Here is a 20,804-nt window from a genome sequence, read left to right as displayed (position 1 = left end):
ACTGCCTGATCGCCCGCCCTCGGTCAGACGGCGGTGGTGCGGTCGGAGACGAGGCCGGCGACGGCGAGATAGGTGGCAGGAAGAGCGTCGCGGCGGTGGGTCCAGCGCGCCAGCCCCTTCCAGCGTTTGTGGTCGGCGAAGGCGTGTTCGACGGGGATGCGCTGGGACGAGTGCTCGTGGCGGGCCTGGTCCCGCGCTTCCTGGACTTCCGGTGCGGCGATCTTGTTCGGTTTCCTGGGTGGCGTGACAGCCTTGCCGGGGTGGTCGCTCCGCAGTCCCAAGTAGCCGTCGTCGAGGAGCACTTGCACTTCGGGAAACTGCCAGAAGAGGTCGCTGATGCCCTCACCCCGTATCGCGGTGGTGTCGTGCATTCGTCCCGGGCGGAGGTTGCCAGCCCACAGAGTGCGGCCCCTCGCATCGGCCACGACGGTGGCTTTCATCGTGTTCTGCTTCTTCTTACCGGACACGAAGGCCCGCCGTCCGCCCCGGTGGGAGGCTGGGCGGCGGACCTGGACCTCGGTGGCGTCCAGTCTCAGCACGACGCCCTCGGCCTGGGCGTAGGCGAAGACGTCCGCCTAGTCCGCAACCGGATCCCGGGACGGTCGGGAACTGCGAAGCCGCGGGCGGCGAGGAGGTCCCTGACCTCGGCAATCGCTCGGCTGACGGTCGACCGGTCAACTCCGAAGAGCAGGGCCAGGACAGCATGCGGCAGGTCGTGTCGCAGGTGGATGAGGGTGGCGGCCACCCGGTCGACGAACACGAGGCGGTGCCTGGCTCCTGCTCCGGCCGCCAGTTGCCGCGCTCCACCGCGGGCAGCGTCACGCCGGCCCTCGACCACGGCCTGCCACGGAGCGGTCAGCTCGACGACCAGATCCGCCAGATGCCGCCGCGAGATACCGGTCAGCATCCGATGGCTGAGGACCGCACGGTTCACCTTGATCGCCACACCGTCAGATCATCCCGTCCACAACACTGCTGGTCACATCGACACTGCAATCACGCACCAGGTCGTACGACCGCAAGGTCGACGCCGAGGCGGCTGCCGCAGCCGTCAACAACGACCTACGCCAGGGCAAGTACGTCGACCCGACGGCGGCGAAGAAGACGCTCAAGACGTACGCCCGCGAGTGGCTCGACGACGCGACGGCCGGCATCGGCACGGTGGACGCGTACGAGGACATCGTCCGCAATCACATCGAGCCGCACCTGGGTCACTTGGAGATACGAGCCCTCAACCGCCCTTCCCTCACCCAGGGTTGGGTGAAGAAACTCCAGGGGGCGAGCCTTGAGGCGTCCACCATCAGCTTGGTCAACTCCGTGCTCTCCGCCATTCTGGACGCCGCCGTCGAGGACGGGCTGCTGCCCAAGAACCCGTGCAAGTCCAGCTCGGTCAAGCTACCCAGCAAGCCGAAGCGGAAGATCATCCCGTGGAGCCTGGCGCGCGTGCACGCGGTCACCTCCGCGCTGCCCCACCGCGTCCAGTGCGGCGGCAAGCTGGCGTTCGGCTGCGGACTGCGCCAGGGCGAGGTTTTCGGCTTCAGCGAGGACCAACTCGACTTCGAGCGCGGCGTGGTCCACATCAACCAGCAGATCAAGCTGGTCCGTTCAACCATGGTGTTCGCCCCGCCCAAGGGCAACCGGCTCCGCACTGTGCCGATGGCCGACCAGCTCGCTGCTGCGTTCAAGGCCCATATGAAGGAGTACCCACCGGTCCTCGTGACGCTGCCCTGGATCGAACCCGACGGTGAGCCGCGCACCTACCGGCTGCTCTTCACCGACGAGCAGGGGCGCGCGTACCACCGCAGCGTCTTCAACCAATACGTCTGGAAGGGCGCCCTCGCAGACGCCGGAGTCATCCCGCCCCGCGAGAAGGGCTCGCCGCGCTACGCGGCCGCCCCCGACGACGGCATGCACGCTTACCGCCACGCCTATGCGTCTGTCCTCCTCGACGCCGGAGAGAGCATCAAGGCGCTGTCCGAGTACCTCGGCCACTCGGACGCCGGCTTCACGCTGCGCACTTACACGCACCTGATGCCCAACAGCGAGTCCCGTACGCGGCGGGCGATGGATGCGGCGTTCGCCCAAGCGGGCGCAGGCGCCCCGACCGCAGCGCCCACGAACTCCGAGGGCACGTCAGCGGAGGCTGTCCCTTCCGGCATGTGCCCTGTGTGTGCCCTGGCTGCCTGAGCGCAGGTGTCGGGAGACGCCGCTGGTGCCCCGAAAATCTCGCCGGGCGGGTCATTTCAGCAGGTCAGGGCCCATGCCTTGGCTTGCTCCCCTTACGAGGCCATGGGGAGGGCGGCACCTTCCCGCCACTTGAGGATCTTGTCGAAGCTGACCACCGCGCCGCGGCGGCCCGTGCGGTTGCGGTAGTGGACGTGGTCGGTGAGGGCCTCGATAAGGAAGAGGCCCCGGCCGTCCTCTGCGTAGGCGGGGGCCTGTGTGGGGGTGGGTACGGGGGCGGGGGTGCGGTCCACCGGGGAGCGGCGTGGGGCGGGGCCGGGGCGGAAGCCGGGGCCCGAGTCGGTCACTTCGATGCGGCAGGTGTCGCCGTCGATGAAGGCCGTGACGCGGTAGTCCTCGGTGGTGGCGTCGCCGCCGTGCTCGACGGCGTTCGCGCATGCCTCGGAGAGGGCGACCGAGAGGTCGTAGCAGATGTCGGGGTCGACGCCCGCCGTCTCCATCGTGCCCAGCAGGAGCCGGCGGGCGAGTGGCACGCTCGCGGGCTCGCGGCGCAGATGGAGGGACCACCAGATGCTCATCGCTCCAGCCTCCTGGCCACGGCTCGACATACCGATACCTATTGCCGCCGTGCAAGGTCCGTAAGCATGTCCGGGACGTGACTCCGCTCATTCGGCGGATGCGGGGACCGCGCGCACCGGTGTAGGCGGAACGACCCGCATGCGCCCCCACGCGCCGTCCCGGACCCCGGTGCGGCCCCGGAACGCGGCACTGAGCGGCGCCCTGCCGTAGGCAGTGGTGGAGGGCAGTGGGATGATGGCGCGGCCATGAATGCCCCGCCCGCCCCCACCGTGCGCGCCGCAGCAGATCTGCGGCTGCTGAGGGCCGCGGTTTTCACCGCGGTCTGTGTCGCGCTGTCCGCGGCCGGGCACATGGCGGCCTCGTTCGCCACCGTTCCGCTGTGGACGCTGGGCGTCGCCTGCGCCGCGGTCTTCGCGGTCGCGGCCCCGCTCGCCGGGCGGGAACGCTCGCTCCCGGGGATCGCGGCGGGGCTGGCCGTGGGCCAGCTCGCCCTGCACTCGCTCTTCGCCATCGGCCAGCAGCCGATGCCCGCCGGGGTGTCGGCAACGGCACCGTCCGGGGGCGTCGGCGGCCTCTCCGACCAGGTGGCGATCGCCATCGCGCGGCACCTCACCTGCGGGCTCGGGGCCGGCGGTCTGGACGGTGCCGAGGCGCGCCGGATCCTCGGCTCGGGCGGGTTCGACCCGTCCCTGGCGTCCGGCGCGGCCGGCCGCCCGGCGGTCGTCGGCGCCGCCGACCCGGTGATGGCGCACGGTCTGGTGCCGTCGCTGCCCATGCTGCTGGGCCATCTGCTCGCGGCGCTCGCCGCCGGATGGCTGCTGCGGCGTGGCGAGGCGGCGCTGTGGCGGCTGGTACGGCTGTCCGCTCCGGCGGCACGGGAGGCCGCGGCGCAGGCCCTCGTCGGCGCGCTGCGCCGGGCGCTCGCGCTGGTCCGCGCCCTGCTCGCGGGGCTCGTCCCGGCGTACGAGGACGGACCGCGCGCCGCCGTTCCGGCCGGGGACGGCGTTCCCGGTCCACAGGAGTCGTCGCTCCAGCACAGTGTCGTCAGGCGCGGTCCGCCCGCCCTCGCCCTCGCGGCCTGACAGCGAAGCACGCCCCGCGGGACGGGTGCGGGCTCTCGCGCCGTCGCCGCACGCGCGCCAGACCCTCACTCACTTCTCTCCTGCCTTGGAGTGCTTTCGCCATGACGAAGGTGACGGATATGACAGCTATGACGAATACGCCGGATATGACGGATGCGCCGGGTGGTGCCGGCTGGGGCCGGTGGCTCGCCCGTCGGCTGCCGGTCGTCGGCGGACTCGCCGCGGGCGGTGTGCTGCTGCTCGGCGTCCCCGCGTTCGCGCACGTCAGCGTGCAGCCGGGGACGGCGCCGAAGGGCGGTTACGCGACCGTCAACTTCAAGGTCCCCAACGAGCGGGACAACGCCTCGACCGTGAAGCTCGAAGTGTCCCTGCCGACCGACCACCCGCTGGCGTCCGTGATGCCGCAGCCGGTGCCCGGCTGGCAGATCGAGGTCACCAAGGCCAAGCTCGCCAAGCCCGTCGAGATGCACGGCGAGAAGATCAACGAGGCGCCCTCGAAGATCACTTGGACCGCCGACGGCAAGGGTGTCGAGCCCGGCCAGTTCCAGCAGTTCCCGGTCTCCGTCGGCCAGCTTCCGGACAACGCCGACCAGCTCGTCTTCAAGGCCCTCCAGACGTACGACAACAAGGAGGTCGTGCGCTGGATCGAGCCGGCGAAGCCGGGCGGCCCGGAGCCGGAGAACCCGGCGCCGGTGCTCACCCTCACCGCGGCGGACGGTGCCGGTGCGCCCGCCAAGAGCGGTACCCAGGATGCCCAGGACACCAAGGACGCCAAGGACACCGCCGCGGACGCCGGTGCGGTGTCCGGCAGTGACACCACGGCGCGTGTCCTGGCCGTCATCGGCATCGCCGTCGGCATCGCCGGAGTCGCCTTCGGCGTGCTCGCCGGCCGGCGCCGCAGCGCCTGATCACCGACCGGGCCGCGCCCGTCCGGCGACGGCCCGGCACCCCGATTTCCTGGACCCACGGGACATATCTGCAATGCGTAGAAGGACCATGTTCGCGGCCGCCCTCGCGGCGACCGCGGCCCTCACCCTGACCGCCTGCGGCAGCGACGGCGACAAACCCGCCGCCGAGGTCTCCGGCACCACCTCCAAGCCGATCGTCACGCTCGACAGTCCGATGGAGAAGCCGGACCTCGTGCTGACCGACTCCGACGGCAAGAAGTACGACCTGCTGGAGAAGACCAAGGGCCATCCGACCCTGATCTACTTCGGCTACACCCACTGCCCGGACGTCTGCCCGCTGACGATGGCCAACATCGCGGTCGCCGTGAAGCAGCTGCCGAAGGCCGAACAGGACGACCTGCGCGTGCTGTTCGTCACCTCCGACCCGGAGCGGGACACCGCACCCGTGCTCAAGAAGTGGCTCGGCGGCATCAACAAGGAGTTCACCGGCCTGACCGGCGACTTCAACACCATCCAGGCCGGTGCCCGCAGCGTGAACATCGGCATCGAGAAGCCCGTCAAGAAGGAGAACGGCGACGTCGTCTCGACGCACGGCGCCCAGGTCCTGCTGACGTCCGCCAAGGACGACCGCGTCCACTGGATCGGTATGCAGGACGCGACCTCCGACAACTACACCTCCGCACTTCCGAAGATCATCAAGGGACAGAACCCGTGAACCGCCGCACCGCCATCGCCGCCGCCCTCGCCCTGACCTCCGCGCTCGCCCTCGCCGGCTGCGGCGGGGACAGCGCCCCCAAGCTCTCGGTCGCCGACCCGTACATGCCGCAGCCGGTCACCCAGGACATGGCCGGGGCGTTCCTCGTCATCAAGAACAGCGGCTCCACCGCGGACCAGCTCACCTCGGTCACCAGCGACCTGACCAAGGACGTCTCGATCCACAAGACGGTCGGCAACAAGATGGAGGAGGTCCCCTCGCTGGACGTACCGGCCAACGGCGAGCTCACGCTCGCCCGCGGCGGCAACCACCTGATGTTCATGGGGCTGAAGAAGAAGCCGGCCGAGGGTGACAAGGTCGCCATCGAGCTGCACTTCAAGACCGCCGGCACGGTCAAGGTGGACGTCCCGGTCAAGTCCGCCAGCTTCGCCCCGAAGAAGTAGTCCGCACCGGAGAAGTGAGGGGAATCCCGCCATGGCCACCACCGTCCCCGGCCGTCGACGGTCCGCCGCGCTGCGCCTGCTGGCCGTCGCGGCGGCGCTGTTCGGCGCGCTGCTCGGCGGCGCCGTCCCGGCCGCCGCGCACGCCGCGCTGACCGGCAGCACCCCCGCGCAGGGGTCGGTGGTGGACCGGGCCCCCGAGCAGGTGTCCCTCACCTTCTCCGAGGGCGTCGCCATGGGGGACGACTCCATCCGCGTCCTCGATCCGAAGGGCCGGCGGGTGGACCGCGGCAAGCTGCGCGACCTGTGCAGCGGCGACACCGTCAAATACGCCGCGGGGCTGCCCCCCGGGCTCGCCGACGGCACCTACACCGTCGCCTGGCAGGCCGTCTCCGCCGACAGCCACCCCGTCTCCGGCGCCTTCACCTTCTCCGTCGGCGCGCCCTCCGAGACCACCGCCGCGGTACCCCGGCAGGAGGCCGGCGGCGGGCTGGTCGGCGCCCTCTACGGCATCGCCCGCTATCTCGCCTACGCCGGTTTCGTGCTGCTGGCCGGCGGCGCCGTCTTCGTCCTGGTCTGCCGGCCGGCCGCCGCCGGCGTGCGGTCCGTCCAGCGGCTGATCGTCCAGGGCTGGGCGGTGCTGACGGGCAGCACCGTCGCGATGCTGCTGCTGCGCACCCCGTACACCGGGTCGGGCGAGCTCGCCGACGTCTTCGATCTCGGCGGCCTCCGGCAGGTCCTGGAGACCAAACCGGGCGTGGCGCTGGTGTCCCGGCTGCTGCTGCTCGCCGCCGCGGCGCTGTTCGTGGCGGTACTCTTCGGGGCGTATGCGCGGGCGCAGGCGGCGGGGCCCGGCGCGCCGGACGGTCCGCCCTCCGGCGGTGCCACGGACGCCGGCTCCACCGCCGCCGAGGACGGCAGGCGGCGCGCGGACCTCACCCTCGGGCTGGCCATCGGCGGGGTGATCGTCGCCGTCGGCCTCGCCGCGACCTGGGCGATGGCCGAGCACGCCTCGACCGGTCTGCAACCCAGTATCGCGATGCCCGTCGACGTGCTGCATCTGCTCGCGGTCGCCGTCTGGCTCGGCGGGCTGGCGGCGCTGGTGGTCTCCCTGTACTGGGGGCCGGCCGTGGAGCGGACCGCCGTACGCCGCTTCTCGCGGCTCGCGTTCTGCTCCGTGCTGGTGCTGGTCGCCACCGGGATCTACCAGTCCTGGCGGCAGGTCGGCACCTGGCGGGCGCTGACCGACACCACCTACGGGCAGCTGCTGCTGCTCAAGACGGGCCTGGTCGTCCTGCTCGTCGGCATCGCCTGGACCTCGCGGCGGTGGACGGCCCGGCTCACCGAGCTCCGGACCCCGGGCGGGACGGCGGAGGCGCCGTCGTCCGGGACCACGGCGGCGGAGGCACCGGTCCCCGCGACCGCGCCGGCGGAGGCACCGGCACCCGAGGCCACCGCAGCGGACGACGGCGGGGGCGGCGCCGACCGGGCCGCTCAGCTCGCCCGGCAGCGGGCCGCGCTGAGCACCGCCCGTACCAAGCGCATCCGGGACGCCGACCCCGAGCGGCTGGGGCTGCGCCGGTCCGTGCTGGCCGAGGCGGCGGTCGCCGTCGTGCTGCTCGTGGTGGCCACCGTGCTGACCGCCACCGAACCGGCTCGTACGGAAGAGGCGGTCAAGAGCACGGCCGGGCAGTCCGCCGCCGCCAACCAGCCGCAGGTGCTGACCATCCCGTTCGACACCGGCGGCCCGCGCGGCAAGGGCACCGCCCGGCTCGACCTCGACCCCGGACGCAGCGGCAGCGCCAACGAGCTGCATCTGCGGATCTCCGACCCGTCGGGCAGGACCATGGACGTCACCGAGGTGAAGGTCTCCTTCACCCAGCGGGCCCAGCGGCTCGGACCGCTGCCGGTCGTCCCCGGCCACGTCAGCGAGGGCCACTGGAGCGCGGCCGGTGTCCAGCTGCCGGTCCCCGGGCAGTGGCAGCTGTCGCTGCTCGTACGGACCTCCGATATCGACCAGGTGACCGAGACCAGGAACGTGAAGATCGGCTGATGAGCAACCAGACCTCCGACAGGAAAGCCCCCGAATCCCGTACGGCGGGCACCGGTCCGGGCGGCGCGGCAGGCGCCGCGGCCCCCGCCGCCGCGGACGCCCCGGCCCTGACGCTCTCCCGGCGCCGGCTGCTCGGCACCGTCGGCGCGGCGGGTGCGGCCGGACTCGTCGTCGGCGGGGCCGGCGGCGCGATAGCCGACGCCGCCGTACGGGGGGACGCCCCGACCGCCCTGACCAGCGTCGGCGCGACCGAGATCCCGTTCCGTGCGGAGCGCGTCAAGCACCAGGCGGGCATCACCACCCCGTTGCAGGCCAGCGGCCATATCGTCGCCTTCGACCTGGCCCCGGACGCGGACCGCAAGGCCGCCGCCGCCCTGCTGCGCCGCTGGTCGCGGACGGCCGAGGAGCTGATGGCCGGGCGGACCCCGGACGCCGACACCGCGGTCGCGCTCGACGCGGGGCCGTCCTCGCTCTCCGTCACCTTCGGCCTCGGCCACAGCTTCTTCGACCGTACGGGCCTCCAGAAGCGGCGCCCCGTACAGCTCGATCCGCTGCCCGACTTCTCCGCCGACGCACTGGACCTCCAGCGCAGCAACGGCGATCTGTGGATCCAGATCGGGGCCGACGACGCGCTGGTCGCCTTCCACGCGCTGCGCGCGCTCCAGAAGGACGCGGCGGGCGGCGCGCGGCTGCGCTGGCAGATGAGCGGCTTCAACCGCACCCCGGGCGCCACCGCGCGCCCGATGACCGCCCGCAACCTGATGGGCCAGATCGACGGGACCAACAACCCCCGGCCCGCGGACAAGGACTTCGACGAGCGGATCTTCGTGGGGCGGGACGCCGACCAGGAGTGGATGCGCGGCGGGTCGTACGCCGTGGTGCGCCGGATCCGGATGCTGCTGGACGACTGGGAGAAGCGCCCGGTGCACCAGCAGGAGAAGATCATCGGCCGCCGCAAGGACAACGGGGCGCCACTGACCGGCGGTTCGGAGACCACCCCGATGGATCTGGACAGGAACGCCCCCGACGGGCTGCCGGTCATCCCCGCCGACGCGCACGCCAGGATCGCGGCGCCGGAGTCCAACCAGGGCGCCGCGCTGCTGCGCCGCCCGTTCTCCTACCACGACGGGTTCGGCGACGACGGCGCCCCGGACGCGGGCCTGCTCTTCATCTGCTGGCAGGCCGATCCGCTGCGTGCCTTCACCCAGCTCCAGCGGAAGCTGGACCGCGGCGACGCGCTGTCGCCGTTCCTGCGGCACGAGGCGAGCGGGCTGTTCGCGGTGCCGCCCGCGGCGACGTCCGGCGGCTATGTCGGCCAGCCGCTGCTGGAGGGCTGAACCGGGCGGGCCCGGCCCGCGGAGGCCGCGCCCGGTGCGCCGCCCGCGGCCGGGTCCGGTCCGCCGGTGAGCGGCCCGGTCCGCCGCCGCGCGGGGCCTGGGTATCGTGACCGGACAGGGAGATCGGCGGGGCGCCCCCGCAGAAACGCGAGGGAGTCACCCGCATGTCGGCCAGCAGTTACACCTATCTCGGGCCCGCGGGCACCTTCACGGAGGCCGCACTGCGCACGCTGCCCGAATCGGCCACCCGCGAGCTGGTGCCGATGGTGTCCGTGCCGGCCGCGCTGGACGCGGTGCGCTGCGGTGACGCCGCGGCCGCGCTGGTGCCGATCGAGAACTCCGTCGAGGGCGGTGTGACGACCACCCTGGACGAACTGGCCTCCGGCGAACCGCTGATGATCTACCGCGAGGTGCTGCTGCCGATCGCCTTCGCGCTGCTCGTACGGCCCGGTACGAAGCTGTCCGAGGTGCGGACGGTGACCGGGCATCCGGTCGCCCAGCCACAGGTGCGCAAGTGGCTCGCCGCCCAACTCCCGGACGCCGTATGGGAGTCGTCGGCCTCCAACGCGGACGGTGCGCGACTGGTCCAGGAGGGCCGCTACGACGGCGCGTTCGCGGGCGAGTTCGCGGCGGCGACCTACGGCCTGGAGCCGCTGGTCACCGAGATCCACGACGCGCAGAACGCGACCACCCGCTTCGTCCTGGTGGGCCGCCCGGCCCGGCCCGCGGCGCCCACCGGCGCGGACAAGACCTCGGTCGTGCTGTGGCTGAGCGCGGATCACCCCGGCGCCCTCCAGGAGCTGCTCCAGGAGTACGCGGTCCGTGGCGTCAACATGATGCGCATCGAGTCCCGGCCGACCGGTGAGGGCATCGGCCGCTACTGCTTCTCGGTCGACGCCGAGGGGCACATCACCGACCGCCGGGTCGGCGAGGTGCTGATGGGGCTCAAGCGGGTCTGCCGCGAGGTGCGGTTCCTCGGCTCGTACCCGCGGGCGGACCGGGTGACCGCGACGGTGCGGCCGGAGACGACGGACGCGGCCTTCACCGAGGCGTCGGACTGGCTGGCGCGCTGCCTGGACGGGCGGGCCTGAAACCGGGCCCGGCCGGCCGCGGCCTGCGGCTTCGCGGGGCCCCGAGTTGTCCCCGGGAGTTGTCCACAAAGTTATCCACAGGCTGGGATCTCGACCTGTGGGTAAGTCGACATGGAGGACGGACAGAGTCGACAAATCCCCCTACCGACCTCGCGCCGCCCTCTCGCACTCCACACCGCTCCACACCCCGCCGCCTCGGGTCGCGTCAGCGCAATCCGGGCGGCCCATCCTTTAGGGAGCCGCAATCCCACACGAAAGAGCGGGTACGCCGGGTTTGGCGAGAGAATCCACGGCCCGGCTTTCCTGGGTCGGAATGGTTGATTCCGACTTCCACAGATTTCACACACAGCCTGTGGATAAGAAGTGCCGAACCCCCCAGCCCTGTGGACAACCCGGGGGACAACTCAAGGCTCGGGCCTGGAGATCCACTCCCTCACACCATCTCCCCAACTCCCTCCCCCCACGCCGCGAATCGGTCAGCACGGACGACGCGAATGCCCCATACCGGGGAATGCGCATGAATTCCCTTGACGGTTTTCCGCGGCTCCCGAGCGGCCTTCCCGGGCATTACCGACTTCGGAATAATTGACCCCATAACGGACAAATCGACACGCACGGGAATATCACGTCGAGGGCCGGGGCGGCGCCCGGTAGCCTGGTGGGGTGATTGACCTTCGCCTGCTTCGTGAGGACCCCGACCGTGTGCGCGCGTCCCAGCGCGCCCGTGGAGAGGACGTCGAGCTCGTCGACGCGCTGCTCTCCGCCGACGAGCGGAGCAGGTCGTCCAGCATCCGCTTCGACGAGCTGCGCGCCGAACAGAAGGCGCTCGGCAAGCTCATCCCCAAGGCCGCGGGCGACGAGAAGGCCGTGCTGCTGACGCGGGCCGGTGAGCTGTCCGCCGCCGTCAAGGCCGCAGACACCGAGCAGGACGCGGCCCGCGCCGAGGCCCAGGCGCTGCTGCTCAAGCTCGGCAACATCGTCCATCCGGACGTACCGGTCGGCGGCGAGGAGGACTTCACCGTCCTCGAAACCCTCGGCACCCCGCGCGACTTCGCGGCCGAGGGCTTCGCGCCCAGGGACCACCTGGAGATCGGCGAGCTGCTCGGCGCGATCGACGTCGAGCGCGGCGCCAAGGTCTCCGGCTCGCGCTTCTACTACCTCACCGGCATCGGCGCACTGCTGGAGCTCGCGCTGGTCAACGCCGCCATCGCGCAGGCCACCGCGGCCGGTCTCACGCCGATGCTGACCCCGGCGCTGGTCCGCCCGCGCGCCATGGAGGGCACCGGCTTCCTCGGCCAGGCGGCCGAGAACGTCTACCACCTGGAGAAGGACGACTACTACCTGGTCGGCACCTCCGAGGTCCCGCTCGCCGCGTACCACATGGACGAGATCCTCGACGCGTCCCGGCTGCCGCTGCGCTACGCCGGTTTCTCGCCGTGCTTCCGCCGCGAGGCCGGTACGTACGGCAAGGACACCCGCGGCATCTTCCGGGTGCACCAGTTCGACAAGGTGGAGATGTTCTCCTACGTCGCACCGGCGGACGCCGAGGCCGAGCACCAGCGCCTGCTGGACTGGGAGAAGCAGTGGCTGACCAGCCTTGAGCTGCCCTTCCAGGTGATCGACGTCGCCACCGGCGACCTCGGCTCCTCGGCCTCGCGCAAGTTCGACTGCGAGGCGTGGATCCCCACCCAGGGCAAGTACCGCGAGCTGACCTCGGCCTCGAACTGCGACACGTTCCAGGCCCGCCGGCTCTCGGTCCGGATGCGGGACGGCAAGAAGGTCACGCCGCTGGCGACGCTGAACGGCACGCTCTGCGCCGTACCGCGCACCATCGTGGCGCTCTTCGAGAACCACCAGCAGGCGGACGGCTCGGTGCGCGTCCCCGAGGTGCTCCGCCCCTACCTGGGCGGCCGTGAGGTCCTGGAGCCGGCCGCCAAGTGACCGCCTCCGGTTCAGCACTGCCGCTGCCCTACAAGCTCATCGCGACGGATCTCGACGGGACGCTGCTGCGGCGCGACGAGACCATCTCCGAGCGCACCCGTGCGGCGCTCGCCGCGGCCACCGCGGCGGGCGCGGCGCACCTCGTCGTCACCGGCCGGTCGGTGCCCTGGACCCGGCACATACTCGACTCCCTGGACTACCAGGGCCTCGCGGTGTGCGGACAGGGCGCGCAGGTCTACCACGCCGGGGAGCACCGCCTGCTGACCTCGGTGACGCTGGACCGGCAGCTGGCGGGACTGGCGCTGGCCAAGATCGAGGCGGAGACCGGCCCGCTGTTCCTGGCGGCGAGCCGGGACGGCCTGGCGGGCGAGGTGCTGGTCACCCCCGGCTACCGCATCCAGGAGGGCCCGCTGCCGCACATCGAGGTCGACGACCCCGCCGAGCTGTGGGCGGCCCCGCTCAACAAGGTCTACCTCCAGCACCCGGACCTCGGCGACGACGCGCTGGCGCGGGCCGCGCGCGGGGTGGCCGGGGATCTGGTGGGGGTGACGATGGCCGGCGAGGGCATCGTCGAGCTGCTGCCGCTGGGCCTGTCGAAGGCCACCGGCCTGTCACTGGCCGCCCGCCGGCTGGGCGTCACGGCCAGGGAGACCGTCGCCTTCGGCGATATGCCCAACGACATCCCGATGTTCGCCTGGGCCGCGCACGGCGTGGCGATGGCCAACGCCCACGCCGAGCTGAAGGCCGTCGCCGACGAGGTCACCGCCTCCCACGAGGACGACGGCATAGCGCGCGTCCTGGAGCGCCTCTACGCGTCCTGAGCGGCGTCCCCCCGCTCCCGGGGCCCGTCCCCCGCACCATCCGGATGCCCCGGTTCGTCCGGTGGCCCGTTCCGGGCCTCCGGGGTCAGCGGCCACGCGGCGAAGCCGAGGGCCAGCGCGATGGCGTGCCCGAAGTCGGTGAAGGTCGCGCCGGTCAGCAGCGGAACGCCGAAGAAGAGCAGTACGCCGACGCCGTAGACGTAGGACCAGGGCCTCCGCAGCCGGTACGTCAGCACCCCGGCGGCGGCCGCCAGCCCGTACGAGACGCCGATGTCCACGACATGAGCCATCGAGCGCGGCATCCGGTGGCCCTCGATGGCGAGCAGGACCAGCTCCTGGCTGATGAGGGTGGCGGCGATATGGGCGCAGCCGACGGTGAGCAGCCAGCGCCAGGTCCCCAGCCAGCGTTCGACGTTGGCGTGCACCAGCTCGAACATCACCACGTAGAGCAGGAAGGACTGGGGCTGCTCGATCCAGAAGCCGCTGATCAGCAGCGACGGGAGGGGATGCTCGTTCAGCTCGTGGATGTTGCTGCTGTTGCGGTGGAGGAGGAAGTGCTCGAACCCCGCGGAGGCGGAGGCGACGACGAGACTGGTGATGCCGATGATCAGCAGCCAGATGTGGGTGCCGGGCGTGGACCGGACCCAGGCGGACACCCGGTGCAGGGGATGGCGCGGCGGTAACGGCGTGACCGGCGGCACCGGTTTCATCAGCGTCATCGCCCGGACCACCTTGATGATCTTCATGGTCTGCACCGCCTTCACCGGCTTCCGTACCTTGACCACCTTGACCGCCTGGACGCCCTGACCGCCTCCGCCGGTTTCGTTCCCCCGGCCGGCCTCATCGGCGGCGCCCCGTGGTGGCCGGTGCGGTGGCGACGAGCGGGCCCGCGCCCTTGATGTGGCGGATCCGCGGCGCGGTCTCCATCGCCCGCACGCCCGGCAGCGCCGCGATCTTGGTGGTCAGGTAGGTGTAGAGCGCCCGGACGTCCTCGCACACGACGGACGCGAAGAGGTTGTTCGGCCCGGTGGTGGCGCAGGCGAAGGCGACCTCCGGGTGGGCGGCCAGTGCCTCGCCGGTGGCAGCGAGTTCGGCGGGCGCGACGGACAGCCAGAGGGCGACCATCACCCCGTGGCCGAAGAGCCGCAGATCGTAGTTGACGTCGTAATAGAGGACGCCGTCCGTGCGCAGTTCGGCGAGCCGGCGGCGGACGGTGGTGGGCGACCAGCCGGTGACGGTGGCCAGTTCGGCCAGCGGGGTGCGGCCGTCGCGGGCGAGGGTGTCGAGCAGCCGGCGGTCGCCGTCGGTGAGGGTGACCGGGGCGGTGGCCGGATCCGGCGGCGGCGGCCGCAGCCGGGCGGCCTCCTCGTCGCTCAGCGCGCCGGACTTGTTGACCAGTCCCTGCGGGCCGCCGAAGAACATGTGCAGCCGGCAGTGCGCGGTGACACCGACCACGCTCGGGGTGCGCGGCAGTTTCTGGAGCAGCAGCGCATCGGTGTGCTCGCTGCCCGACGCCCGGCAGACCGCGGTGATCTCGGTGCCGCCGGACATCAGGCCCACCCAGGCGGTGTCCGGGCGGCGGGCCAGCGCCTCGGCGACGGGGAGCGCGGCGTCCGGCGCGCACTGGACCCGTACCAGCCATTCCGTCTCGCCCAGGGCCGAGGGGGCGGTCAGCCCCAGCACCTTGACCGCGCCGGTCGTCCGGTGCCGGGTGTAGCGCCGGGCGACGGTCTGGTCGGAGACGCCGAGTACCGCCGCGATCCGGCTGAAGGGCGCCCGGCCGTCGAGCTGGAGGGCATGGATGAGCCGCCGGTCGAGGGCGTCGAAGCCTGCGGCTTTCCCGTCGGTTTTCACCATTCGAGGCTAACCGGTGTCGGATTGCGCCGCCGTATGCGGCGTGGCTGGGAGATCGGGGGCCGTGGAACGGACGGTGGGGCCGCACGACAGCGGCGCCGGTACCGGCCTGCACGACCTGTGAGACAACGGAGGATTTTCATGCGCAGCGGACCGGAGAGGGGGACCGCGGTGGGCGGCGCGCCGGGCGCCCGCGGCAAGTGGTGGCCCCTGGTCGCCATCACCCTCGGCAACTTCATGCTGCTGGTCGATGTGACGATCGTGAACACCGCGCTGCCGCGGATATCCGACGGCCTCGGCGCCTCCTTCACCTCTCTCCAGTGGGTGATGGACATCTACGCGCTGGCGCTGGCCGCGCTGCTGATGGTGGCCGGTTCGGCGGCGGACCTCTTCGGACGCCGCCGGATCTACGTGGCCGGTCTCGCGCTCTTCGCGCTCTCCTCGCTGGCCTGCGGGCTGGCCCCCGACGCGGGCACCCTGATCGCGGCCCGCGCCGTGCAGGGCGTGGGCGCGGCGGCGATGTTCGCCACCAACACCCCGCTGCTGATGGCGGCCTACCGCGGCCGGGACCGCGGCGTGGCGTTCGGCATCTGGGGCGGGACCAGCGGCGCGGCGGCCGCGGTGGGACCGGTGCTGGGCGGTCTGCTCACCGAGTACGTCGACTGGCGGGCGATCTTCCTGGTCAATCTGCCGCTGACCGCCTTCGCGGTGTGGATCACGCTGGCCCGGGTCCAGGAGTCGCACGGCGACCGCACCGCCCGGATCGACTGGCCGGGTGCCGCGTCCTTCACGGTGTGCGCGGGCGCGCTGACGTACGGGCTGATGCGCGGCGGCGAGCAGGGCTGGACGGAGGCCGGGACGCTCGGCTCGCTGGCGGTCGCGGTGCTGGCGCTGATCGCGTTCATCGCGGTGGAGCGGCGGGTGCGCCGGCCGCTGCTGGATCTGCGGCTGCTGCGCCGGCCGTCGTTCGCGACGCTGATGGCGGCGGCGCTGCTGTTGCAGGTGGCGGCCTTCCCGTACCTGACCTTCGTGGGGCTGTGGACGCAGAACGTGCTCGGGCTCAGCCCGGTGCAGGCGGGTCTCGCGGTGACGCCGATGGCGCTGATGTCCCTGCTGGTCGGCGCGGTGGGCGGCCGGCATCTGCAACGCCTCGCACCGCAGCTCCCGATCGGGATCGGCCTGCTGCTGACCGGTGCGGGCGGGCTGCTGCACGCCCTGCTGCTCGGCGACGGCGCCGGCTGGGCCGTCCTGGTCCCCGGGCTCGCGGTCAGCGGGGTCGGCATCGGCATGGCGATGCCGGTACTGGTGTCGGCGGCGCTCGGCGCGGCGCCCCCGCAGCGGGCGGGCATGGCGAGCGGCGCGGTGAACACCTTCCGCCAGCTGGGCTTCGCGTTCGGCATCGCGGTGCTGGGCACGGTCTTCGCCACCGCGCTGCGCGACGCGGCCCCCGGCGCCGGGCACACCGCCCTCGGCGCCGCGTACATCACCGGGCTGACCCGCGTCACGCTGATCTCCGGTCTGGTGGCGCTGGCGGCCGGGCTGCTGGTCCTGGCGGTCGTACGGCGTTCGGAACACGGCGAGGAGCCGGGGGCCGGGGGCGCCGACGCACCCGGGGCCGACGCACCGGGGGCCGAGGCGGCGCCGGACGGCGAGCGGACGGCCGGGGCGGGCGGGCCCGCCGGGGGTGCCGGTCCGGTGCGGACGGGCGCGCCGGCCGGGAAGTAGCGGCGCGGGCGGACGGGGCCGGGGCGGCGGGCGTGAGCGTCCGCCGCCCCGGCCCCCGCCGTTCCGCCGGCCCGCCGCCTCAGGCGGGGATCACCGGCTCCTGGATCTCGGTGATCCACTCCGCCCGGTCCGCCGGGCACTCCAGATACAGCTCGCGGGCGTACCCGGCGGAGCGGTAGCCGTTGTCGTCGATCCAGCGCGCGAGCTGCTGCACGGTGGGCAGGATCCGGCTCATCGGGCCGCGGTGCACGACGGTCGCGGCACGGTCGAGGGCGGGCACGGTCACGACGTCGAAGCCGAGGGCGGCGCGCTCCCCCTGGCCCGTACCGGCACCGGCCTTGGCCAGCGCCTCCGGTGTGATCACGACGGCCGCGTGCACGATCACGGGATCGCCCTGGCCGGTCCCCGTGCCTGCCGGGGCTGCCGGGGCTGCCGGGGCTGCCGGGGTTTCCGCGCGCGCCGGGTCTGCCGGGACTGCCGCGCGCTCCGTGCCCTGTTCGTCCGGGGCGTCCTCGTAGTAGGCCAGTCCCGGTCCCGTCGGGGTCAGGCCCGCGGCCCGCAGCCGGCGCCACAGCTCGTCGTAGAGCGGCTGGATGACCGGGCCGATGTCCTCGGGCTCGTAACTGGCGGCGACCCCGCTCAACTCCGCGACCAGTACCGTTTCGGTGCGCTTGAGCACCACGTCGTCGGCAGGCATATGTCCCTCACTCTCGATGGTCCGGAGCCTCGTCTCGACCTGGGCCGGCCGCGCGCCGGCCGCGGCCAGTGCCGCCGCCAGCTCGGCCTGCCGCAGCCGCAGCATCCCGCGCAGCTCCGCCACGCTCACCTGCTCGTCCAGGATCGCCGCCACCTGCTGGAGGCTGAATCCCAGCTCCTTGAGGGCGATGATGCGGTTGAGCCGGGTGAGCTGGCCGCCCGCGTAGTAGCGGTAGCCGCTGGCCGGGTCGGTGCGGGCCGGGCGCAGCAGCCCGATCGCGTCGTAATGGCGCAGCATGCGGGCCGACACACGTCCGTACCGGGCGAAGTCTCCGATGGTGAACATGACGCCTTCCAGTGGAGGGCTTGTCACGGTGTCAAGGTCAAGCCCGGTCGAGGTGCGGCTACCGCCAAGGTCAAAAGCGCTGGTCGGCGAGGTGGCACGGCAGCATCGCGTCAAGTACCGGCCACAAGCCGTCAATGATGCGTCAGGACGGCGGGGGGCTGCCCCCGCGAGCGGGCATAGCGTCAGTGCCGAGCCCCGGCGCACGCATCTTCGACCGGTCCGGGGCCGCCGTCCTCTGCGAGGAGCAACGCCGTGTCCCACACCCTCTACGCGGAAGATCCTGAGCCTGCCGAACGTGTCCCGGCCGGGCCCCTCTTCGTCCCCGTCCGGCCGGGGCCCGCGGGCTGTACGGCCCGCCTGTTCCGCACTCCGTTCGGCGGCCGTACCGCTGTCGGCTTCACCTCGCCGCAACGCCTCGCCGCGGCGCTCGGCGGCGGCCAGCCCTGGATCAGGCTCTCGGAGCACGCGCTGCGCGCACTGGCCGAGCCGGTCGGGGCGACCGGCCTCACCGTCGATCCACGGCTCACGCCCGCCGTCCCGCGGATGAACCGCCGGGACGCCCCGCCGGACCGCCGCGACGCTCCGCGTACGCACCATCTGCTGGCTGTCTGAGGAGGGGCACCACCATGACGCACAGCACCCTGCCCGACGCCCCCGCGGCCACCGCCCCGCATACGGTCCCGGTCCCGGCCGCCGCGGCGCCGCCGGACGGAACCGGCCCGCTCGCCATCTGGCCCCGTTCCACGACGCCGCTGGCCCACGACGACCTCGCCGTCGGCGGCGTCCCGCTCACCGAACTGGCCGACCGCTTCGGCACCCCCGCGTACGTCCTGGACGAGGGCGAGGTGCGCCACCGCTGCCGTACCTATCTGCGGGCCTTCCCCGAGGCCGATGTCCTCTACGCGGCCAAGGCGTTCCTCTGCCGCGCGATGGTGCACTGGGTCCAGGAGGAGGGTCTCGGCCTGGACGTCTGCTCCGCGGGTGAGCTGGAGCTGGCCGTCACCACCGGCTTCGCGCCGGAGCGGATCGTGCTGCACGGCAACGCCAAGAGCCCGGACGACCTGCGGACCGCGCTGCGGCTGGGCGTCGGCCGGATCGTCATCGACAGCACCTCCGAGATCGCCCGGCTGGCCGCCGCGGTCCCGGCGGGCGCCCGGCAGAAGGTGCTGATCCGGGTCGTCCCGGGGATCGCCGCCGGCGGCCATGCCAAGATCCGTACCGGCACCGACGACCAGAAGTTCGGGCTGTCGATCGCGGACGGTTCCGCGCTGCACGCCATCACCCGGGTGCTGGGCCAGCCACGGCTCGAACTGGTCGGCCTGCACTGCCACCTGGGCTCGCAGATCACCACCGTCAAGCCGTATCTGTCGGCCGTCCGGCGGCTGGTCGGACTGCTGGCCCGGATCCATGAGCAGCACGGCGTCACGCTGCCGGAACTCGATCTCGGGGGCGGCCACGGCGTCGGCTACCGCCCCGGTGAACCCGCCCTGGACATCGCCGGCCTGGGCACCAGGATCCGCGCCGAACTGGCCGGCAGCTGCGCGGCGGCCGGTCTGCCGGTGCCCCGGCTCGCCGTCGAACCCGGCCGGGCCATCGCGGGCCCGGCCGGTGTCGCCCTCTACCGGGTGCTGTCCGTCAAGCAGACCGGCTCGCACACGTTCGTGGCGGTGGACGGCGGTATGAGCGACAACCCGCGGCCCGCGCTGTACGGGGTGCGCTACGCGCCCCGGCTGATCGGCCGCCGCTCGGCCGCCGCGCCGGAACCGGTCACCGTCGTCGGGCGGCACTGCGAGGCGGGCGATGTGCTGGCCGCCGACGTCCAGCTCCCGGGCGACATCCGCCCCGGCGACCTGATCGGCGTCCCGGTGGCCGGGGCCTATCACCTCTCGATGGCCTCCGGCTACAACCTCGTCGGCCGTCCCCCGGTCGTCGCGGTCACCGACGGCCAGGCCCGCCTCCTGGTCCGCCGCGAATCCCTGGCCGACATCCAGGAACGGGACATCGGGCTGTAGGACCTCCGTACGTCGACGGTTCCGTCGACGCAGGCGTGGCCGGCGGCGGGGTGTGCGGGCGTTCGTCCCGTCTCCCGCCTCCGGCCCGACCGTGCGCCCCCGTCCCACGCGGTCCGTCCGCCGGTCCCCCCGGCATATCCCTGTACGATGCAGGCATCGGCCAGTTGTAGGATGACTGGGCAACCGGGCAGCGGACGACGACACATCGGCAGACGGACGGACGGGCGGACAGGACATGGCGTTGCAGGCAGCGGGGCGGCAGTCCCTGGTGGACACCGTCGTCGAGGCCCTGCGGTCCCAGCTGGCCGCCGGGGAGTGGCAGATCGGGACCCGTATCCCCACCGAGCACGCGCTCGCCGAACAGCTCCAGGTCGGCCGCAACACCGTCCGCGAGGCGGTCCGGGTCCTCGTCCACGCCGGGATGCTGCGCTCGCGACAGGGCGAGGGCACCTTCGTGGTGTCCACCGCCGACCCGGGCGACATCATGCGCGGCGTCCAGCGGGCCGGTATCCGCGACGTCCTGGAACTGCGGATCGCACTGGAGGCGGAGGCCGCCCGACTGGCCGCGGAGCGGCACCGGCCCGCCGACCTGGAGCGGATGCGGGCGGCGCTGGACGCCCAGGCCGCGCTGGAGGACGCGGCGGGCCAACCCGCCTCCGGCAGCCTGGAGCTGTACGCCAATCACGACATCGCCTTCCACAAGGCCGTCGTCGAGGCCGCGTACAACACCGCGCTGACGGCGACATACGGCTGGTTCAGCAACTCGGTGCGCGAGGCGCTGGTCACCGCGCTCGACGACCACGCGATGCCGAAGATCGTGCACGGCGATCACCGCGCCGTCCTGGACGCCATCGCCGCGGGCGATCCGGAAGCCGCCGAGCGGGCCATCCGCGATCTCCTGGAGAAACCGAAGCGCGCCGTGGAGGCGCTGCTGGCGTCCCGCTGACCCGTTCTCTCCGGCGCGTCCGTTTCCCCTTTTCTCTCTTCCTCCCCTCTCCTCCCCTCCCCTCTCCTCCTTCC

At 72.6% G+C, this 20,804-nt stretch carries 18 protein-coding genes and 1 pseudogene; 14 read left to right on the top strand and 5 right to left on the bottom strand.

From position 1 onward, the window contains the following. Positions 1-23 precede the first annotated feature (23 nt). Positions 24-907, bottom strand: a pseudogene (locus tag ACLJWH_RS20910) (transposase family protein). Between the two features lie 47 nt (positions 908-954). On the opposite strand from ACLJWH_RS20910, the gene ACLJWH_RS20905 reads away from it, so the two are divergent. Beyond that, entirely contained in the window at positions 955-2,187 is a 1,233-nt protein-coding gene (locus ACLJWH_RS20905) for a tyrosine-type recombinase/integrase (RefSeq protein ID WP_411143280.1), read from the top strand. A gap of 92 nt (positions 2,188-2,279) precedes the next feature. Here ACLJWH_RS20905 and ACLJWH_RS20900 read toward each other — a convergent pair whose 3' ends face one another. Next, positions 2,280-2,762 carry an ATP-binding protein gene (locus ACLJWH_RS20900; RefSeq protein WP_411143234.1) on the bottom strand — a complete coding sequence of 161 codons (483 nt, stop codon included), beginning with the start codon at positions 2,760-2,762 and terminating at the stop codon, positions 2,280-2,282. Between the two features lie 246 nt (positions 2,763-3,008). On the opposite strand from ACLJWH_RS20900, the gene ACLJWH_RS20895 reads away from it, so the two are divergent. From ACLJWH_RS20895 to ACLJWH_RS20855, 9 genes are all read left to right on the top strand, one after another. Then, positions 3,009-3,845 carry a hypothetical protein gene (locus ACLJWH_RS20895; protein WP_411143233.1) on the top strand — a complete coding sequence of 279 codons (837 nt, stop codon included), beginning with the start codon at positions 3,009-3,011 and terminating at the stop codon, positions 3,843-3,845. 128 nt (positions 3,846-3,973) lie between these two features. Next, positions 3,974-4,753 (top strand): YcnI family protein, encoded by a 780-nt coding sequence (locus tag ACLJWH_RS20890; RefSeq protein ID WP_411143279.1) that lies wholly within the window; start codon positions 3,974-3,976, stop codon positions 4,751-4,753. A gap of 73 nt (positions 4,754-4,826) precedes the next feature. Next, positions 4,827-5,468 carry an SCO family protein gene (locus ACLJWH_RS20885; protein WP_411143232.1) on the top strand — a complete coding sequence of 214 codons (642 nt, stop codon included), beginning with the start codon at positions 4,827-4,829 and terminating at the stop codon, positions 5,466-5,468. After that, positions 5,465-5,911, top strand: a complete 447-nt coding sequence (locus tag ACLJWH_RS20880) for a copper chaperone PCu(A)C (RefSeq protein ID WP_411143231.1) — start codon at positions 5,465-5,467, stop codon at positions 5,909-5,911. The genes ACLJWH_RS20885 and ACLJWH_RS20880 overlap by 4 nt, the downstream gene beginning before the upstream one ends. 31 nt (positions 5,912-5,942) lie before the next feature. Next, complete coding sequence (locus tag ACLJWH_RS20875) at positions 5,943-7,961, top strand: copper resistance CopC/CopD family protein (RefSeq protein ID WP_411143230.1); 2,019 nt, start codon at positions 5,943-5,945, stop codon at positions 7,959-7,961. Continuing rightward, a complete protein-coding gene (gene efeB, locus ACLJWH_RS20870) occupies positions 7,961-9,298 on the top strand; it encodes an iron uptake transporter deferrochelatase/peroxidase subunit (protein ID WP_411143229.1) in 1,338 nt (445 codons plus the stop codon). Before ACLJWH_RS20875 ends, efeB begins: the two co-directional genes overlap by 1 nt. Before the next feature lie 164 nt (positions 9,299-9,462). Continuing rightward, complete coding sequence (gene pheA / locus ACLJWH_RS20865) at positions 9,463-10,389, top strand: prephenate dehydratase (RefSeq protein ID WP_411143228.1); 927 nt, start codon at positions 9,463-9,465, stop codon at positions 10,387-10,389. 663 nt (positions 10,390-11,052) lie between these two features. Next, complete coding sequence (serS, locus tag ACLJWH_RS20860; protein WP_411143227.1) at positions 11,053-12,330, top strand: serine--tRNA ligase; 1,278 nt, start codon at positions 11,053-11,055, stop codon at positions 12,328-12,330. 17 nt (positions 12,331-12,347) lie between these two features. Beyond that, complete coding sequence (locus tag ACLJWH_RS20855) at positions 12,348-13,151, top strand: HAD family hydrolase (protein ID WP_411143278.1); 804 nt, start codon at positions 12,348-12,350, stop codon at positions 13,149-13,151. Here the strand turns inward: ACLJWH_RS20855 and ACLJWH_RS20850 are convergent. Both ACLJWH_RS20850 and ACLJWH_RS20845 read right to left on the bottom strand, forming a co-directional pair. Then, positions 13,139-13,861, bottom strand: coding sequence for a rhomboid-like protein (locus ACLJWH_RS20850; protein WP_411143277.1), 723 nt, complete (start codon positions 13,859-13,861; stop codon positions 13,139-13,141). The two genes, ACLJWH_RS20855 and ACLJWH_RS20850, sit on opposite strands and share 13 nt — an antisense overlap. A gap of 130 nt (positions 13,862-13,991) precedes the next feature. Beyond that, entirely contained in the window at positions 13,992-15,008 is a 1,017-nt protein-coding gene (locus tag ACLJWH_RS20845; protein WP_411143226.1) for an Lrp/AsnC family transcriptional regulator, read from the bottom strand. A 138-nt stretch (positions 15,009-15,146) separates the two neighbouring features. Here ACLJWH_RS20845 and ACLJWH_RS20840 point away from each other — a divergent pair, with 138 nt between their 5' ends. Next, positions 15,147-16,730, top strand: a complete 1,584-nt coding sequence (locus tag ACLJWH_RS20840) for an MFS transporter (RefSeq protein ID WP_411143225.1) — start codon at positions 15,147-15,149, stop codon at positions 16,728-16,730. Between the two features lie 79 nt (positions 16,731-16,809). Here the strand turns inward: ACLJWH_RS20840 and ACLJWH_RS20835 are convergent, their stop codons facing one another. Continuing rightward, the gene (locus ACLJWH_RS20835; protein ID WP_411143276.1) at positions 16,810-17,772 is read right to left on the bottom strand and encodes a MerR family transcriptional regulator; all 963 of its coding nucleotides are present in this window, start codon (positions 17,770-17,772) and stop codon (positions 16,810-16,812) included. Between the two features lie 252 nt (positions 17,773-18,024). On the opposite strand from ACLJWH_RS20835, the gene ACLJWH_RS20830 reads away from it, so the two are divergent. From ACLJWH_RS20830 to ACLJWH_RS20820, 3 genes are all read left to right on the top strand, one after another. Next, a complete protein-coding gene (locus ACLJWH_RS20830; RefSeq protein ID WP_411143224.1) occupies positions 18,025-18,384 on the top strand; it encodes an SAV_915 family protein in 360 nt (119 codons plus the stop codon). A 14-nt stretch (positions 18,385-18,398) separates the two neighbouring features. After that, on the top strand, positions 18,399-19,784 hold the full coding sequence (lysA, locus tag ACLJWH_RS20825; RefSeq protein ID WP_411143223.1) for a diaminopimelate decarboxylase: 1,386 nt from the start codon (positions 18,399-18,401) through the stop codon (positions 19,782-19,784). A 235-nt stretch (positions 19,785-20,019) separates the two neighbouring features. Further along, on the top strand, positions 20,020-20,730 hold the full coding sequence (locus ACLJWH_RS20820) for a FadR/GntR family transcriptional regulator (RefSeq protein WP_411143222.1): 711 nt from the start codon (positions 20,020-20,022) through the stop codon (positions 20,728-20,730). The last annotated feature ends 74 nt before the right edge of the window (positions 20,731-20,804 follow it).

The organism is Streptomyces sp. x-80 (genome assembly GCF_046549095.1).
Lineage (GTDB): Bacteria > Actinomycetota > Actinomycetes > Streptomycetales > Streptomycetaceae > Streptomyces > Streptomyces celluloflavus.
Note: the sequence above shows the minus strand (reverse complement) of the source record. Positions and strands in the feature narration are given on the sequence as shown.